Annotated in this window: 11 protein-coding genes and 1 pseudogene; 9 read left to right on the top strand and 3 right to left on the bottom strand. The window is 69.1% G+C overall.

Features of this window, described 5'->3' with window-relative positions; genetic code table 11:
• The first annotated feature begins 300 nt into the window (after nucleotides 1–300).
• From AB0O48_RS19985 to AB0O48_RS20015, 7 genes are all read left to right on the top strand, one after another.
• The gene (locus AB0O48_RS19985; RefSeq protein WP_365067418.1) at nucleotides 301–3,189 is read left to right on the top strand and encodes a glycoside hydrolase N-terminal domain-containing protein; all 2,889 of its coding nucleotides are present in this window, start codon (nucleotides 301–303) and stop codon (nucleotides 3,187–3,189) included.
• 370 nt (nucleotides 3,190–3,559) lie between these two features.
• Nucleotides 3,560–6,415, top strand: coding sequence for a glycoside hydrolase N-terminal domain-containing protein (locus AB0O48_RS19990; protein WP_365067421.1), 2,856 nt, complete (start codon nucleotides 3,560–3,562; stop codon nucleotides 6,413–6,415).
• Nucleotides 6,416–6,642: 227 nt separating this feature from the next.
• Complete coding sequence (locus tag AB0O48_RS19995) at nucleotides 6,643–8,784, top strand: molybdopterin oxidoreductase family protein (RefSeq protein ID WP_357252303.1); 2,142 nt, start codon at nucleotides 6,643–6,645, stop codon at nucleotides 8,782–8,784.
• 15 nt (nucleotides 8,785–8,799) lie between these two features.
• Nucleotides 8,800–9,147 (top strand): molybdopterin oxidoreductase, encoded by a 348-nt coding sequence (locus AB0O48_RS20000; RefSeq protein WP_357571278.1) that lies wholly within the window; start codon nucleotides 8,800–8,802, stop codon nucleotides 9,145–9,147.
• Nucleotides 9,147–11,804, top strand: coding sequence for a nitrite reductase large subunit NirB (nirB, locus tag AB0O48_RS20005; protein ID WP_365067425.1), 2,658 nt, complete (start codon nucleotides 9,147–9,149; stop codon nucleotides 11,802–11,804). Before AB0O48_RS20000 ends, nirB begins: the two co-directional genes overlap by 1 nt.
• A complete protein-coding gene (locus AB0O48_RS20010; protein WP_365067428.1) occupies nucleotides 11,804–12,133 on the top strand; it encodes a Rieske (2Fe-2S) protein in 330 nt (109 codons plus the stop codon). The genes nirB and AB0O48_RS20010 overlap by 1 nt, the downstream gene beginning before the upstream one ends.
• Before the next feature lie 53 nt (nucleotides 12,134–12,186).
• Nucleotides 12,187–13,578 (top strand): nitrate/nitrite transporter, encoded by a 1,392-nt coding sequence (locus AB0O48_RS20015; protein WP_365067431.1) that lies wholly within the window; start codon nucleotides 12,187–12,189, stop codon nucleotides 13,576–13,578.
• 16 nt (nucleotides 13,579–13,594) lie between these two features.
• On the opposite strand, the gene AB0O48_RS20020 is transcribed toward AB0O48_RS20015, so the two are convergent.
• Nucleotides 13,595–14,221: a TetR/AcrR family transcriptional regulator gene (locus AB0O48_RS20020; protein ID WP_357571280.1), complete on the bottom strand. Its 627-nt coding sequence runs from the start codon at nucleotides 14,219–14,221 to the stop codon at nucleotides 13,595–13,597.
• Between the two features lie 211 nt (nucleotides 14,222–14,432).
• Between AB0O48_RS20020 and AB0O48_RS20025 the strand changes: the two genes are divergently transcribed.
• Complete coding sequence (locus AB0O48_RS20025; RefSeq protein ID WP_357252324.1) at nucleotides 14,433–15,365, top strand: NADP-dependent oxidoreductase; 933 nt, start codon at nucleotides 14,433–14,435, stop codon at nucleotides 15,363–15,365.
• 103 nt (nucleotides 15,366–15,468) lie between these two features.
• On the top strand, nucleotides 15,469–16,449 hold the full coding sequence (locus tag AB0O48_RS20030) for an aldo/keto reductase (RefSeq protein WP_365067436.1): 981 nt from the start codon (nucleotides 15,469–15,471) through the stop codon (nucleotides 16,447–16,449).
• A 57-nt stretch (nucleotides 16,450–16,506) separates the two neighbouring features.
• Here the strand turns inward: AB0O48_RS20030 and AB0O48_RS20035 are convergent.
• A pseudogene (locus tag AB0O48_RS20035) lies at nucleotides 16,507–16,560 on the bottom strand (hypothetical protein); the annotation flags it as partial.
• A gap of 137 nt (nucleotides 16,561–16,697) precedes the next feature.
• Nucleotides 16,698–17,375, bottom strand: a complete 678-nt coding sequence (locus AB0O48_RS20040; RefSeq protein WP_365067439.1) for a hypothetical protein — start codon at nucleotides 17,373–17,375, stop codon at nucleotides 16,698–16,700.

Raw genomic sequence — 17,375 nt, forward strand, 5'->3', positions numbered from 1 at the left:
GAATTTCGAGCTTAGGCACAACATAGATGAGTTGAAATCCTTGACTCAGTGCCAGTGTTGCCGGTTAATCACATCTACATGTCGGCTGTGTTCACCCGCCCGGGTGGTCAACGACATCGGTCGGTCGTCGAATCGATTCGGTCACGGCCGGCACGCACGCCTTGACTCGAAGCCATGCCCATCTTCTTGCCGAATCGATTCGAACATGGAGAACCGTTGTCCGTAGCCCAGAACCGACGGGCTGCGGGCGCCGGACGACATGACGCCCAACCTTCAGCCTCGGCTCGAAAGGAACTCCTGATGACGGACCTGCCCGTGAGCCGTAGGCGCCTGCTCGCCACTGCCGCGCTGACCGCCGGCTCGGCGACCCTGATCCCGGCCGTGGGCGCCGGACGGGCCGCCGCCGCTGCACCCCAGGTCACCCTGCCCGAGCGCGGGATCTACGACGCGACCGCAGCGACAAACTGGACGGACGGGTTCCTCACCGGCAACGGTGAGTACGGCGCCGTCCTGTACGGAACGCCGACCCTCGAAAAGGTGATCTTCAATCATCATCGCTTCGTGCTGCCCAACGGCAGCCGGGGCGTGACCCCGCCAGTGATCTCCGGGCGGCTGGCCGGCGTACGAGACAAGGCGCTGGCCGGGAACTACGCCGGAGCCAACTCGGACTTCGCGGCCGGCTGGAGCCTGCGCTGGACCCAGACCTACCACCCCGGCTTCGAGTTGCAGATCAGCACGCCCGGCATGACCACCGCCAACGGGTACGCCCGCAGCACGGACTTCCGGACCGGGGAGGTCACCTCCACCTGGACCGACAGCAACGGCACCTGGACCCGCCGCGCCTTCGCCTCTCGGGCCGACAACGTCGTCGTACACGAACTGACCCCGGCATCCGGCCGCTCGATCGACGCGACCCTGAGCGTCAACACCTCCCTCGCCGGTGTCCCCGGCTCGGTCCGTTTCACCACCCTGGCCAGCGTCATCGACGGTTCGGGTTACCTGAACCTGCGGGGCACCTACCCGTCCGGGCAGGGCGCGTTCGGCTTCGAGGGCGTCACCCGGGTCGTCGCCACCGGTGGCACGGTAGCCGCGAACGGGTCGAGGATCGTCGTCACCGCGGCAACCAGGCTCCTCCTGCTGACCAAACTCGACAGGTACGAGTCACCCACGGCCTGGGACAGCAAGCCGTTGCACGCGGCGCTGGCCGCGGTGCGCGCCGACTATGCCGAGCTGCGGCCCCGGCACGTCACCCTGCACTCGGCGATGTACGACCGCTCCCGCCTGGACCTGAACGTCTCTGCCGCCGACCGGCAGCTGTCGACCACCGAGCTGATCGCCCGGCAGAACGCCAACCGCAACATCATCGATGTGGCCCTGCTGGAACGGCTCTACGACAGCGGCCGTTACCTGTTCATCAGCTCCAGCGGCGTACTGCCGCCGCGGTTGACCGGAATCTGGGCCGGCACCTGGAATGGCGCCTGGGCCGACGATTTCACCACCGATGCCAACATCAACCTCCAGGTCGCCGGCGGCAACATTCTCGACCTCACCGATGCCATGCAGGGCTACTTCAACCTGATCCTCGGCCAGCTCGCGCACTGGCGCACCAACGCTCGCAACCTGTACGGCGCCCGCGGCTTCCTGGCCCCATCACGAACCGACGGCGAGTACGGATACATGCTGCACTTCGACCCCGGCTTCCCCGGCCAGTGCTGGACCGGTGGCGCCGACTGGTTGCTCTACCCCCTGCTGGAGTATTACCAGGTCACCGGGGATCGGACGTTCCTGGCTGAGAAGCTGGGACCGGCGCTGATGGAGCTGGCGCTGTTCTACGAGGACTTCCTGACCCGCACCGACTCGGCCGGCCGTGTGGTGTTCGTGCCGTCGTTCTCGATGGAGAACTCGCCGGCCAGCACGAACGTCCTGCTGGCGATCAACGCCACCGGCGACATCCAGGCCGGCAGACACGCCCTGCGGGCGGCTGTCGAGGCTGCCAACGCGCTCGGTGTCGAACAGGGCGCCGGCCAAGGCGTCGCACGCTGGACGGCCCTGCTGGCGAAGCTCCCGCCCTACACCATCAACGGCAGCGGCGCCCTCGCCGAATGGTCCTGGCCGGGCCTCACGGATCGCTACAACCATCGGCACGTCCACCACCTGTACGGCGCGTGGCCCCTGCACGAGATCAATCCCGAGGAGGCGCCCGGGCTGGTCACCGCCGCGCTCAGGGCCCTGGCGCTGCGCGGTGACGAGAACACCTCTGCGCACGGCAGTCTGCATCGAGCCCTCGCCTCCGCTCGACTCAAGGACGGTGCCGGCGTCTACAGCAACCTCCGGAAGATCATCGGCAACAACATGCTCTTCCGGTCGCTGATGACAGCACACAACCCGAATCTGGAGACCTACAACGCCGATGCGGCCAACACGCTGCCGGCCGTGCTCAGCGAAGCGCTTGTGTACACCAGGCCCGGCGTCATCGAGCTGCTGCCCGCCGTGCCCGGTCAGCTCGCCAGGGGCACCATCACCGGGGTCCGCGGCCGCAACCAGGTCCGCATTCACAGCCTCTCCTGGGATCTTCCCGGTCGCTCGGCAACCGTGGTACTCACCTCGACGATCACCCAGGCGATCACCCTCCTCAGCCGGCGCGGGATGGCATCCATCACCACGTCCGCGACGGTCACCCCCTCGCCGCTCGGTCCGCAGGCCCGGGTGATCTCGTTGACGGCCGGGCAACAGATACAGGTTGTCGTAGGTCTGCCAGCCGCCGCCGGCGGCGTCGTTCGACTGGTCAACCGGCGCAGCGCAAAGGTGCTGGACGTCAACGGCGGCTCCACCGCGGACGGGGCAACTGTCATCCAGTGGCCGTGGACCGGCGCGGCCAACCAGCAGTGGCGGCTGCTGCCCAACAGCGATGGCTCATTCCGGCTGGCCGGTGTCAAGAGTGGGAAGGTCCTGGACAGTCCAGGTGGCTCGGGCCAGGGCGCGGCACTCGTTCAGTGGGCCGACAACGGCGGGCGTAACCAGTGGTGGAATCTCGTCCCCGCGACGACCAGCGGATATTACCGGTTCGTCAACGTGAGCAACGGCTGGTGCGTCGGGGTCGAAGGCGGCTCCACCGCAGACGGCGCCAGGGCGGTCCAGCAACCGGTCAGCAGCGAGATCAGCCAGGAATGGCAGATACTTGATGCCTGAGGCGGAAGGTGCCGGGTCGGCCGCGGGTCCGGCCGGCCCAGAGGGTACGTCTGACCTTTAGGCGATCGCCCGCAGTCGATCGCCTCCTGCGCGTCGACTGCGCAGGGGGCACGGCGCGAACGGTGTGGACTGAGCTTATGAGCCTCTGCCCGGTCGGGACGACAGCATCGCATTGTGGTCCCACGGCAACGCATTGACCACCTTTTATCTCTGTTGTTAACATGTGACGTCTGACGATTGGTGAACGCCGTAACACCCTAGAAAACTCAGGCGACGTCCTCGTCAACGTTCCGCTTTCCCTGCCCTGCGATCGTCAAGGCCGGGGCAGCTGGGGCCGCCGTGCGTCGCTCGGCTGCACGAAGGAGACAAGATGTCTGAAGTGACACGACGGAAACTTCTCGGCGCCGGGGCGGCGGGAGCTGGTGTCATGCTGCTGCCGGGTTGGACCGCAGTCGCTCGGGCGGGGTCGACCGCACCCCCACAGGTGCTGGCAGCCAACGACATGGCGTTGTGGTACGACGAGCCGGCGGGTACGGATTGGTTACGGGCTCTGCCGATTGGCAACGGCCGGTTGGGCGCGATGGTGTTCGGGAATGTCGACACCGAGCGGCTGCAGCTCAACGAGGACACCGTGTGGGCCGGTGGCCCGTATGACTCCGCCAACACCCGCGGTGCGGCCAACCTGGCGGAGATTCGGCGGCGGGTCTTCGCCGATCAGTGGACGCAGGCGCAGGATCTGATCAACCAGACCATGCTGGGCAGTCCGGTCGGGCAGTTGGCCTACCAGCCGGTCGGCGACCTGCGGCTGGCTTTTGGCAGTGCCAGCGGGGCGTCGCAGTACCAGCGGACCCTCGATCTGACCACGGCCACCACCACTACCAGCTACGTGCTCAACGGGGTGCGGTTTCAGCGTGAGGTGTTCGCCAGCGCACCGGACCAGGTGATCGTGATCCGGTTGACCGCCGACCGGGCAAACGCGATCACGCTCACCGCCACGTTCGGCAGCCCGCAACGGACGACCGTGTCCAGCCCGGACTCCGCCACGATCGGCCTCGACGGTGTTTCCGGCAACATGGAGGGCATCACCGGGCAGGTCCGGTTCCTTGCTCTGGCCAATGCCGCCGTGAGCGGCGGTACGGTCAGCAGCTCCGGTGGCACGCTGCGGGTCTCCGGCGCGACAAGCGTCACCCTGTTGGTGTCGATCGGGTCCAGCTACGTCAACTACCGGACCGTCAACGGCGACTACCAGGGCATCGCGCGGCGGCACCTCGCCGCGGCCCGCACCATCGGCTTCGACCAGTTGCGCGGCCGCCATGTGGCCGACTACCAGGCGCTGTTCAACCGGGTGTCGATCGATCTGGGACGCACGACGGCGGCCGACCAGACCACCGACGTACGGATCGCGCAGCACGCGAGCGTCAACGATCCGCAGTTCTCCGCGCTGCTGTTCCAGTACGGTCGCTACCTGCTGATCTCCTCCTCACGGCCGGGCAGCCAGCCGGCGAACCTGCAGGGGATCTGGAATGACCAGATGGCTCCCTCCTGGGATTCGAAGTTCACGATCAACGCGAACCTGCCGATGAACTACTGGCCGGCCGACACCACCAACCTGGCCGAGTGTTACCTGCCGGTCTTCGACATGATCAAAGATCTGACGGTATCCGGCGCCCGCACCGCTCAGGCGCAGTACGGCGCGGGGGGTTGGGTCACCCACCACAACACCGACGCGTGGCGCGGCTCGTCGGTGGTCGACGAAGCCCTGTGGGGAATGTGGCAAACCGGCGGCGCCTGGCTGGCCACCATGATCTGGGATCACTACCAGTTCACCGGAGACATCGAGTTCCTGCGCGCCAACTACCCGGCCCTGAAGGGCGCCGCCCAGTTCTTCCTCGACACGCTGGTCAGCCACCCGACGCTCGGCTACCTCGTCACCAATCCGTCGAACTCGCCCGAGCTGCGGCATCACACGAACGCCAGCGTGTGCGCGGGGCCGACGATGGACAACCAGATCCTGCGTGACCTGTTCAACGGCGTCGCACGGGCCTCCGAAGTCCTCAATGTGGATGCCGCCTACCGCGCCCAGGTACTGACCGCCCGGGACCGGCTGCCGCCGACGCGGGTCGGGTCCCGCGGCAACATCCAGGAATGGCTCGCCGACTGGGTGGAGACCGAACGGACTCACCGGCACGTCTCCCACCTGTACGGGCTGCACCCCAGCAACCAGATCACCAAACGCGGCACACCCCAACTGCACCAGGCCGCACGACAGACCCTGGAACTGCGCGGCGACGACGGCACCGGCTGGTCACTCGCCTGGAAGATCAACTATTGGGCCCGGCTGGAAGAGGGCACCCGCGCCCACAAGCTCCTCCGCGACCTCGTACGCACCGACCGGCTCGCACCGAACATGTTCGACCTGCACCCGCCGTTCCAGATCGATGGCAACTTCGGCGCTACCGCCGGCATCGCCGAAATGCTGCTACAGAGCCACGCCGGCGAACTCCACCTCCTGCCCGCCCTACCATCCGCCTGGCCAACCGGGCAGGTCACCGGGCTCCGCGGCCGCGGCGGATACACCGTCGGCGCCGCCTGGAGCAGCAGCCGAATCGAGCTGGTCGTCACTCCCGACCGCGCCGGACCCGTCCGCGTTCGCAACCGGATCTTCGCCGGCACCTTCGAACTGCGCGACGAGACGAGCGGCAGCGCCGTCCAGCCGACGCGGATCGAGGCCGATCTGGTGGAGTTCACCGGCCAGGCCGGCCACACCTACCGCGCGTCCGGAGTCAACTCGGGGCCGGTCGAAACTGGTGCGTACTACCGGCTCGTGGCCCAGCACAGCGGTAAGGCGGCCGACATCAACGGTGCGTCCACCGCCGCCGGCGGGTTGCTGATCCAGTGGCAGAGCTCCAGCGGACAGAACCAGCAGTTCGAGTTTCTGCCGGCAGACGCGGGCCACTTCCGGATCAGGGTGCGGCACAGCGGCCTGTTCCTGCAGGTCGCCAGCAACAGCACCGGCGCCGACATCACCCAGCAACCCGACGCGCCCACCGCCGCCAACCAGCAATGGCGGGTCGACGACCAGGGCGGCGGGGTGGTCAGACTCATCAACCGGCAGAGCGGTCTGGCAATGGACGTTTGGCAGGCTTCGACCGCCGACGGTGCCCGCATCTCTCAGTGGACACCCGGCACCGGCGCCAACCAGCGATTCAAACTCCAACGAATCTAGCGGCTGTCTCACAGCTACAGATCGCGCAAGGGCAGGTTGGTCCACTGCGCGTCGATGTGTCGGGTGTGTTGTCAGCGCCGCCTCAATCGCGGCGCTGACACTCACTCGGCGAGTGATCGTGGTGGCGGTCATGGCGCGGCGGTGCCGACCGGGTGTGGTGCCCGAGGGTCGCAGAGCGTTACGACCCCGGTATGGATCGGAAACAGTGCCGGGCAAGCATCGGACGCGTGAGCACATCGCCCATAGTCGATACGCACTGCCCCTACTGCGCCATGCAGTGCGGGATATCCCTGACGATCGGCGACGGGCCGCCTCGGCTGGCTCCCACCGAATTCCCGGTCAACAGGGGCGGTCTGTGCGCCAAGGGATGGACGGCTGCCGACCTTCTCGACCACGGTGACCGGCTGCTGAGCCCGCTCGTCCGTAAGGATCCCGCCGACCGCACCAGCCCGTTGCGACCGGCAGGCTGGGACGAAGCCCTGGACCGCATCGTCGACGCCATCCGGGCCAGCCAGGACCGGTACGGCCCGGACAGCGTCGGGGCCTTCGGTGGCGGCGGGCTGACCAACGAGAAGGCGTACGCGCTGGGCAAGTTCGTGCGGGTGGCGCTGCGGTCGGCGTCGATCGACTACAACGGCCGGTTCTGCATGTCGTCCGCGGCGACCGCCTCGAACCGCTCCCTCGGGATCGACCGTGGCCTGCCGTTCCCCCTGGCCGACATCGCCCAGGCGCAGGCCGTGCTGCTGGTCGGCGCGAATCCGGCGGACGCGCTGCCGCCGTCCATGCAGTACTTCGACGCCGGACGGGCCGCTGGTGCGCGGCACATCGTCGTCGACCCCCGCCGCACGACCACCGCGGGGGGCGCTCACCTCCACCTGCAGCCACTGCCGGGCACGGACCTCGCACTGGCGAACGGGCTGCTGCACATCGCGATCCGCGAGGGCCTGGTCGACGAGACGTACGTGCGCGACCGCACGAGCGGCTTCGACGCGGTCCGGGCCACCGTGGCGGCGTACTGGCCGGACCGGGTGGAGCGGATGACCGGCGTGCCGGAACGGGACCTGCGGGAGACGGTACGGCTGCTGGCGACCGCGACGTCGGCGATGGTGCTCACCGCTCGCGGCGCCGAGCAGCACAGCAACGGCACGGACACCGCGCAGGCGTACCTCAATCTGGCCCTCGCCCTGGGCCTTCCCGGTCGGCCCTTCTCCGGCTACGGCACGATCACCGGGCAGGGCAACGGGCAGGGTGGCCGCGAGCATGGGCAGAAAGCCGATCAACTGCCCGGCTACCGGCGCCTGGACGACCCCGCGGCGCGCGCACACGTCGCGGCCGTCTGGGGCATCGACCCGGACGAGCTGCCCCGGCCGGGCCGGTCGGCTTGGGAAATGCTCGACCGGCTCGGGACCGACGACGGAGTACGTGTGCTGCTCGTGCTCGCCAGCAACATCGCCGTGTCGGCCCCGCACGCCAACCGGGTGATGGACCGGCTGCGGGCGCTGGACCTGCTCGTCGTCTCCGACATCTTCCTCTCCGAGACCGCAGCCGTGGCCGACGTGGTGCTGCCCACGGCTCAGTGGGCGGAGGAGGAGGGCACGATGACGAATCTGGAGGGGCGCGTCATCCGCCGCAAACAGGCCCTGTCGCCGCCGCCGCAGGTCCGCACCGACCTGCGGATGCTCGCCGACCTCGCCGGCCGGCTCGGGCGCGGCCGCTACTTCGACGACGATCCGCGCCGCGTCTTCGACGAGTTGCGCCGGGCCAGCGCCGGCGGCACAGCCGACTACGCCGGGATCACGTACGAGCGTATCGAGGCGGAGCAGGGGGTCTTCTGGCCGTGCCCGAGCGAGGACCATCCCGGGACACCACGGCTGTTCACCGACCGGTTCCCGACCGCCGACGGGCGGGCGAGGTTCTTCCGGGTGGAGCACCGCGATCCGGCGGAAATGCCCGACGCCGACTATCCGTACGTGCTGACCACCGGCCGCAACATGCAGCAGTACCAGAGCGGCAACCAGACCCGCCGGGTCGGTGCCCTGACCATGGCGCTGCCGGACGCCCGGGCCGAGCTGCACCCGGACCTCGCCCGGCGGCACGGCATCGCCGACAACGACGTGGTGGAACTGCGCAGCCGACGCGGGCGGGCGCTCTTCCGGGCGCGCCTCACCAACGGCATCCGCCGGGACACCATTTTCGCACCGTTCCACTGGGCCGGCAGCTCCGCCGTGAACGCGCTGACCGACCCGGCGCTGGACCGCCATTCGCGGATGCCGGCCTTCAAGGCCTGCGCGGTGTCGATCGCGCGCGCGGGCGGCCCCGACGACACCGACCTGTTGACCAACCCACCGCCCAATCCAGCATCTCTTTGAGCAAGGAGCCTCGCTGTGCACACCACTCCCCGTTTCCTGCAAGGCGTCTACAGCTTCGAGGGCAAGGGTCTCGACCGGCCCGGCCTGGTCGACAGTTCGCTCAGCTACGTGGTGCCGGGCGGCGTCGTCGCCCAGCCGGTCTACTTCCGGGGCGGCAATGCCAGTGATGAGTTGATCTGTGTCCTGCTCGTGCGCGACGGCCAGCCGATGCGGTACTTCCCGATCGGCGCGAAGTCCGACGTCCACGTGCCGCTGCGGGTGGTCGAGGACCTCGACTCCGGCACCGGTCTCGAGGTGCACGTGGCGGCGCCGGCCGGGGTGTCCGGCACCGTGATCGTCGACCTGGGGCTGGTCGAGGTCTGATGGACGCCGTCGACAAGCGCCGGCGCCTCGTCGTGGTGGGCAACGGGATGGCCGGCGCCCGCACGGTCGAGGAGATCCTCGAACGCGGCGGGGGCGACCAGTTCGCCATCACGATGTTCGGCGAGGAGCCGTACGGCAACTACAACCGCATCCTGCTCTCCAACGTGCTCTCCGGGGTCGACGACGAGGCGGGCATCTTCCTCAACGACATGTCGTGGTACGCCGAGAACGGCATCACCCTGCACGCCGGCACCCGGGTCACCCGCATCGACCGCTTCGCGCGACGGATCTACGCGGACGACGGCACCGAGACGCCGTACGACAAGCTGATCATCGCCACCGGCAGCCGGGCGTTCGTCCCGCCGATTCCCGGCCTCCACCGCCCCGGGCGCGGCTACCACCAGGGAGTGTTCGCGTTTCGCACCATCGACGACACCCGCAACATGATCCGGTACGCCCGGGAGCACGAGCGCGCGGTGGTGATCGGGGGCGGCCTGCTCGGTCTGGAGGCCGCCCGTGGCCTGCAGAACCACCTGGCCCACGTGACCCTGGTGCACGCCGCCGGCCATCTGATGAACGCTCAGCTGGACGCGCAGGCGGGCGCGATCCTGCGGCGCAGCATCGAGCGGCTCGGCATCGAGGTCGTCCTCGGCGCGCACACCACCGAGGTGCTCGGCAAGCACGCCGTGACGGGGGTCAAGCTCAAGGACGGTCGGACCATCGCCTGCGACGTCGTCGTCGTGGCCGCCGGCATCCGGGCGAACGCCGAGATGGCCGCGACCAGCGGGCTGCCGGTGGAGCGGGGCATCGTCGTCGACGACCAGATGCGCGTGCAGGACGAGGTCGACATCTACTCGGTCGGCGAGTGCGTCCAGCACCGCGGCGAGACGTACGGCCTGGTGGCTCCGCTGTGGGAGCAGGCGCGAGTGCTCGCCGACCACCTCACCGGGACGAACCCGAACGCGGCGTACCACGGCTCTCGGCTGGCCACGAAGCTCAAGGTGGCGGGCGTGGACGTCGCCTCGATGGGCCTGAAGGAGGCGGAACGCGACGACGACGAGACGGTCGTCTTCGCCGAGCCGCGCAAGGGCGTCTACAAGAGCATCATCATCCGCGACGACCGGCTTGTCGGCGCGACTCTCCTCGGCGACGTGCGGAAGGTCGCGTTCCTCATGCAGGCCTTCGACCGTGGGCTGGCCCTGCCGAAGGAGCGGGTCGAGATGTTGTTCGACCTCGGCACGCCGTCGGCCGACGTGAGTGCCGCGGAGCTCGGCGACGACGTGCAGGTGTGCAACTGCAACGGCGTCACCAAGCGGGCGCTGGTCGGCACCGTGCAGGGCGGCGTGAAGACGCTCACCGGTGTCATGGACGCCACCCGTGCCGGCAAGGGCTGCGGATCATGCAAGGGCCTGGTCGCCCAGATCGTCGAGTGGGCCGCTGACGGCAAGGTGGAGGACGACCCGGCCGCGAGCTGGTACGTCCCCGGTGTGCCGATGCCCAAGGCGGAGCTGATGGCGGTGATCCGCGAACACGGCCTGAAATCCGTCTCCGCCGTGTTCGCCACCCTCGTGCCCGGCCGCGAGGAGGACGCGAAGAGCAAGATGGGCCTGGCCTCGCTGCTGCGGATGATGTGGGACGACGAGTACGTCGACGAACGCGACGCCCGCTTCATCAACGATCGGGTGCACGCCAACATCCAGCGAGACGGCACCTTCTCGGTCGTCCCCCAGATCAAGGGCGGCGTGACCACACCGGCACAGCTCAAGCGGATCGCTGAGGTGGCCGAGAAGTACTCCGTACCACTGGTGAAGATCACCGGCGGGCAGCGCATCGATCTGCTCGGCATCCGCAAGGAAGACCTGCCCAAGGTGTGGGCGGACCTCGACATGCCGTCCGGGTACGCGTACGGCAAGAGCTTCCGTACGGTCAAGACCTGCGTCGGCTCCGACTTCTGCCGCTTCGGTGTCGGCGACTCCACCGCTCTCGGCATCGCGATCGAGGACCGGTTCAAGGCCATCGAGGGCCCCGGCAAGATGAAGCTGGCCGTCACCGGCTGCCCCCGTAACTGCGCAGAGGCGTACGTGAAGGATCTTGGCGTGGTCGCCATCGACGGCGGCAGGTGGGAGATCTACGTCGGCGGGGCTGCCGGCGCCCACGTCCGCAAGGGGGACCTCCTGGCCGTCGTCGACTCGCCCGACGAGGTCATCACGCTGACCGGCCGGTTCCTGCAGTACTACCGAGAGAGCGCGAACTGGCTGGAACGCACGTACGCGTGGGTGCCCCGGCTGGGCATCGACCACATCCGGGCGGTGGTCGTCGACGACAGCGACGGCATCGCGGCGCGGCTCGACGCGGCCATGGCTGCCTCCGTGGCCGCGTACCGGGACCCGTGGCTGGAACGGCGCGACCCGGTCACTCCGGGGCAGTTCCGCACCTCCCTGCCGTTGGCGGTCCTGCCTCAGGTGCCGGTCCGCGAGCCCGTACCGGTCCCGGTCCCGGGGCCGGTGGTCCCGTCGATCGGCTCCGCGGTGCCGGGGGGCGACTCGGCCGGCGTGCCGGGGGGCGACTCGGCCGGCAACGGACACGGTGGCAACGGCCACCAGGGGCGCGGCGACAACGGGAACGGCGCCGGTCCGGCATCCGTGAGGCGGTCGTGATGGCCAGGCTCGTCGCCGTGGAACACCGGCTCGGGCCGGTCGACGAGATCCCCCTCGGGGAGGGGCGTGCCTACGCCGTGGGTGACGACATGATCGCCATCTTCCGGCTGCGTGATGGCAGCCTGCGCGCGGTGTCGGCGGTCTGCCCGCACGCCGGCGGGCCGCTCGCGGACGGTCTGGTGGACATGAGGGTCGTCGTCTGCCCCCTGCACCAGAACACCTTCGAGTTGGCGACCGGCCGTTCGACGACCGGACAGTCCCCACTCACCGTGTACCCGGTCCGTGCCGACGCCGACGGACGCCTGGTGGTGGGTCTGCCGCCGGCCTGAGGAGCGAACCAAGCACGGTGTCGAGCGGACCGAGGACTCACCTGGGAGGAACCATGACCACGGCCGTGCCCGACAGCATCGAGCAGGACCGGCGCAGCCTGACCCTTCGCGGACACTGGATCGACGACTGGCGGCCCGAGGACCCCATCTTCTGGGAACGCCAGGGATCCCGCATTGCCCGGCGCAACCTGATCTTCTCCATCTTCTCCGAACACATCGGCTTCTCCATCTGGACGATGTGGTCGGTGCTGGTGCTGTTCCTCGGGCCGCAGTACGGCATCGACCCGGCCGGGAAATTCCTGCTCACCGCCGTGCCCGCACTGGTCGGCTCGGTGCTGCGGATCCCGTACACCCTTGCCGTGGCCCGGTTCGGCGGCCGCAACTGGACGATCATCAGTGCGTCGCTGCTGCTGGTCCCGAGCCTGCTCGGCGCCTTCCTGATCCGGCCCGGCGTCTCGTACGCGACGATGATGCTCATCGCCGCGCTGGCCGGCGTCGGCGGCGGGAACTTCGCCTCCTCGATGGCGAACATCAACGCGTACTACCCCGACCGGCTCAAGGGCTGGGCGCTCGGCATCAACGCCGGCGGTGGCAACCTCGGCGTCGCCGCGGTCCAGCTCGTCGGCCTGTTCGTGCTGGCAGTCCTGGGGACGGCCAGTCCCGGCATCGTCGCCGGCATCTACCTGCCGGCGATCGTGCTGGCCGCACTCGGTTCCGCGATGTTCATGGACAACCTCAGCCAGGCCCGCAACGAGAAACGGGCCATGCGTGACGTCACCCGCGAACCGCACACCTGGATCATGTCCCTGCTCTACATCGGCACGTTCGGGTCGTTCATCGGCTTCGGGTTCGCCTTCGGCCAGGTCCTTCAGGTGCAGTTCGCCGACACCTTCAACACCCCGGTGAAGGCCGCGTACCTGACGTTCCTCGGGCCGCTGCTCGGCTCGCTCATCCGTCCCGTGGGCGGTGCCCTGGCCGACCGGCTCGGCGGGGCCCGGGTCACCTTCGCGAACTTCGTGGCGATGGCGGCCGGCGCGTCGACCGTCCTGCTCGCCTCCCAGCAACGTTCGCTGCCGTTGTACCTGGTCGGCTTCATCGCGCTGTTCGTGTTCAGCGGCATCGGCAACGGCTCGACGTACAAGATGATCCCGGCGATCTTCCGGGCCAGGTGCGGCGTACGGGTGACCGCCGGCGGCGCGGCCGACCCGCACGACCGGGCGGCGGAGCACGAGGCCCGGCGCCTCTCCGGCGCGCTCATCGGCGTCGCCGGTGCCATCGGCGCGTTCGGCGGAGTCCTCGTCAATCTTGCCTTCCGGCAGTCGTTCCTGACCTACCAGAGCGCGGATGCGGCCTACGTCGCCTTCATCGCCTTCTACGCGGTCTGCTTCGTCCTCACCTGGTACGTGTACCTGCGCCCGTCACCCGGGAGACTTGAGGGCGTCTGACAGCCGGCGGAGACGCTCAGAGGTTGAGGCGCAGCAGGTCGTCGAGACCGCTCTTGAGCACGTCGGTGCCGAGGCCGCGCTCGCGCAGCTGGTAGCTGATCAGGGTGGCCGAGACCGGCGCGAGTAGCGCGGCCGCGACGTAGTGCGGGTCGACGTCGGGGCGTGCCTCGCCGAGCAAACCGGCAAGGTGGGTGTGGTAGATCATGTACGGCCCGCTGCGGTATCGCGCCACCGGCGAGCTGGCCTCGGTGACCAGCAGCATTTCCAGCTGCGCCTCCACCCGGTCCACCAGTGCATGCAGGAAGGCATGGATCCGCTCGGCCGCCGGCGCGCCGGGGCCCAGCGGCGGCGGGCCCTGCAGGAAAGCGGCCTGGAAAGTGGCCTCCTCCTCGTCGAGCAACGCGAAGATCAGTCCGGCGCGGTCGCCGAAGCGGCGGTAGGCGGTGCCGGTGCCCACTCCCGCGGCCCGCGCCACCTCGTCGAGGGCCAGCGCCTTGACGCCCTCGGTGGCGACGATGCGCGCGGCGGCGTCGAGCATCTTGCGGCGGTTGCGGGCGGCGTCGGCGCGTTCGATTCCCGGTTGTCCCGCGACCGGCAGTGTCGCGGGGACCGGCGTCGCTGCCGTCTCCGGCTCTCCAACCACCCGACAGTCCTCTCTCCCGCGGCCACGCCTCCGGCAGCCGGTGCGCCCGTCCGCCCATTCTGCCGTGACCTGCGCGCTGTCGCGGCAGTGTAAGCAGTTCTTCGCAGGTCGAGGCCAGCGGTGCGGCGACGTTGCAATCGGAAACCTTTCCGGATAGCCTTCCCGATTAAGTGGAACACCTTCCATTTAGACCGCAGAAAGGCCCGTCACCATGAAGGCACTCGTCGCACCTTCGTACGGTCCGATCGACCAGCTCACCATCGCTGAGCTGGCCAAGCCGGCACCCGGGCCGGGACAGATCCTGATCAAGCTGCGAGCGGCAGCGCTCAACCCGCTCGACGTCAAACTCGCCACCGGAGTGATGCGCGAGATGATGCCGGTGTCGCATCCGTTCGTGCTGGGTCTGGACGCGGCCGGCACAGTAGAAGCGGTCGGTGAGGGCGTCACCCGATTCACCCCCGGTGACGAGGTGGTGGCGTTCACCCACCCGGTCGCCGGCGCGGTCGCGGAGTACACGTTGGCTCTGGACGGCCCCGAGGTGGTGGCCCGGCCGGAGACGCTGGACCCGGTGGACGCCGCTGCTCTGCCGGTGGCCGCGATGACCGCGGCCGCCATTGTCGAGCAGGCCGGGCTGAACAGCGGCGACTCACTACTGGTGGTCGGCGCGACCGGGGGTGTCGGCTCGTTCGTGGTGCAGCTCGCCGCCCAGGCCGGCGTCCGCGTGGTGGCGACCGCGCCGCCGTCGGACGCGGACTACGTGCGTGGCCTCGGTGCCGCGGTGACCGTCGACTACACCTCCGGCGACACGACCGAGGAGGCGCTGCGCCACGTTCCCGGCGGCGTCGACGTCGCCGTCGATCTGATCAATGCCGGTCCCGCACTGGCCGGAACCGCAGCCGCTGTCAAGCGCGGTGGGCTGCTCATCTCTCCGGCCGGTGGTCCGCCGGTCTTCGACCGTGAGGTGCGCGCCTCGTACGCCCACATCGAGGCCACCAACGGCCTGCTGCAACGGATCGTCGAGGCGACCGCATCGGGTCGGCTGCGGGCCGAGGTGAGCGCCCGGTTCCCGTTTGCCGAGGCGCAGCGCGCGGTCGCCGAGTTCGCCGGCAAGCACACCCGCGGCAAGGTCGTCATCACCTTCTGACCGTTGCCACCACGGCGCCCCGAGCGGCAAGGAGACCCACGGTGTACGACACATCCCGAGGGCAGTAGTCCGTCGTCATCTCCTCACCTGGAAGGAATCGCGGATGCATCACCGCGTGCTCGGCCAGAACCTGACCACCTCCGCTCTCGGCCTCGGCTGCATGGGCATGAGCGAGTTCTACGGTGACCGCAACGACAATGAGTCGATCGCCACGATCCACCGGGCGCTGGAGCTCGGCGTCACCCTGCTCGACACCGCCGACATGTACGGCCCGTTCGCCAACGAGGAGCTGGTCGGCAAGGCCGTCGCCGGCCGCCGCGAGCACGCGGTGATCGCCACGAAGTTCGGCGTGGAACGCCGCCCCGAGGATGGCTATTTCGGCATCAACGGTCGCCCTGACTACGTGCGCCGGGCCTGCGACGCGTCGCTGCGCCGGCTCGGAGTGGACCACATCGACCTGTACTACCAACACCGCGTCGATCCGCAGGTGCCCATTGAGGAGACCTGGGGCGCGTTGGCCGATCTCGTCGCGAGCGGCAAGGTGCGCCACCTCGGCATTTCCGAGGCCCCGGCGGACCTGGTGCGCCGGGCTCACACTGTGCACCCGGTGACCGCCGGACAGTATGAATACTCGCTGTTCAGCAGGGAGCCGGAGACCGAACTGCTGCCCACCCTGCGCGAGCTGGGCATCGGGCTGGTGGCGTACTGCCCGCTCGGGCGGGGGCTGCTGACCGGCGCGATCACCGACCTCACCCAACTGGAGGCCGACGACTACCGGCGCGGTACGCCCCGTTTCCAGGGCGACAATCTGCGGCACAACATGGAACTGGTAGCGCGGGTGCGTGAACTGGCCACCGCCAGGGACGTCACCGCCGCCCAGCTGGCACTCGCTTGGGTGCTCAGCCGCAGCCCCGACGTCGTGCCGATTCCGGGCACCAAGCGACGTCGCTACCTGACAGAGAATGTCCAGGCACTCGACGTCGAGCTGACGGAGGCCGAGCTGAACGCGATGGACGCGGCCCTGCCGCCCGGCGCCGCGGCCGGCGGCCGCTACCCGGAGCAGCCGCCGCTGGCGCGACGCTGAATCGGATCGGCCGGGCACTGTGCCCGGCCCTCCGGGCCGTGGACAGCCGATCATCGGCTTGCCGAAGACCGGCATGAGCTGTTTCGACACCGCACGGGTGAGCGGCCACAGCCGGCTCCCGGCCGCCGCGGGATGTGCACTTACTCGGACCGGACGAGACCGGCTCCACCGGCGACGAGGGTCTTCACGCTCCGGGAGTTAAGGGCTCGCCGCGCGGCATCGCGCGCCGGTCGGACGGTGGCTAGGTCCTACGGGTGGCGCAGCCGCGAGGTAAGAAGCTCGTCCAGTTCGGAGCCGAAGTCCTTCGCGCCGACGAGACCCTCGTAGACCAGGGCGACCTGTCCCGGCCGCAGGTCCGGGGTCAGACAGTAACTCAACAATCCGCCGTCCGAGCTGATCTGCAACAACCGGGTCGACTCGATGTCGGCCTCCCAGCCGTCGATGCCCTCCGGCCAGTCGCTGAGGTCGGCCAGCGTTTCCATGTGCCGGGGACGTACCGGCCCGTACGACAGCCGGTCGCCCGAGACGAAGCCGGCGTGCACCTCGCGCAGAAAGACCCGCAGCGGCTCGGGGAAGCTATCCCAGAACGGTGGCGGTTCACCGAAGCTACGCGGGTCGTAGCCGACCCAGCCGACGGACCCGCCGTCGTCCGCCCGTCCGACGTAGACCAGCACCGGGCAGTCATCGGTGATAGCAGCCTGGACGTCGACGAAACGCGTGCGCAGCGCCTCGGTGAACCGGGGCAACAGATCGAGCAGACCCCGGTTCCACAACGCCGCTGCACTGCGGCATCGGTTCGCCGGATCGGTGGAGCGCGCGATCGGCCACCACTGCGCAGGAATCCGGGACAGTTCGGCCGAATCCGGGCCGACGAAAGCCAGGGACCAATTCTCCAAGCCGACCCTGACCTCGACCGGATCCGTCAC

It is taken from the genome of Micromonospora sp. NPDC085948, from assembly GCF_040686315.1.
Taxonomy (GTDB): Bacteria; Actinomycetota; Actinomycetes; order Mycobacteriales; family Micromonosporaceae; genus Micromonospora.

Coding starts and splice junctions, on each gene's coding strand:
- AB0O48_RS19990 (WP_365067421.1), top strand. CDS start 3,560: ATGTCTGAAGTGACACGACGGAAACTTCTCGGCGCCGGGGCGGCGGGA.
- AB0O48_RS19985 (WP_365067418.1), top strand. CDS start 301: ATGACGGACCTGCCCGTGAGCCGTAGGCGCCTGCTCGCCACTGCCGCG.
- AB0O48_RS20015 (WP_365067431.1), top strand. CDS start 12,187: ATGACCACGGCCGTGCCCGACAGCATCGAGCAGGACCGGCGCAGCCTG.
- nirB (WP_365067425.1), top strand. CDS start 9,147: ATGGACGCCGTCGACAAGCGCCGGCGCCTCGTCGTGGTGGGCAACGGG.
- AB0O48_RS20010 (WP_365067428.1), top strand. CDS start 11,804: ATGGCCAGGCTCGTCGCCGTGGAACACCGGCTCGGGCCGGTCGACGAG.
- AB0O48_RS20030 (WP_365067436.1), top strand. CDS start 15,469: ATGCATCACCGCGTGCTCGGCCAGAACCTGACCACCTCCGCTCTCGGC.
- AB0O48_RS20025 (WP_357252324.1), top strand. CDS start 14,433: ATGAAGGCACTCGTCGCACCTTCGTACGGTCCGATCGACCAGCTCACC.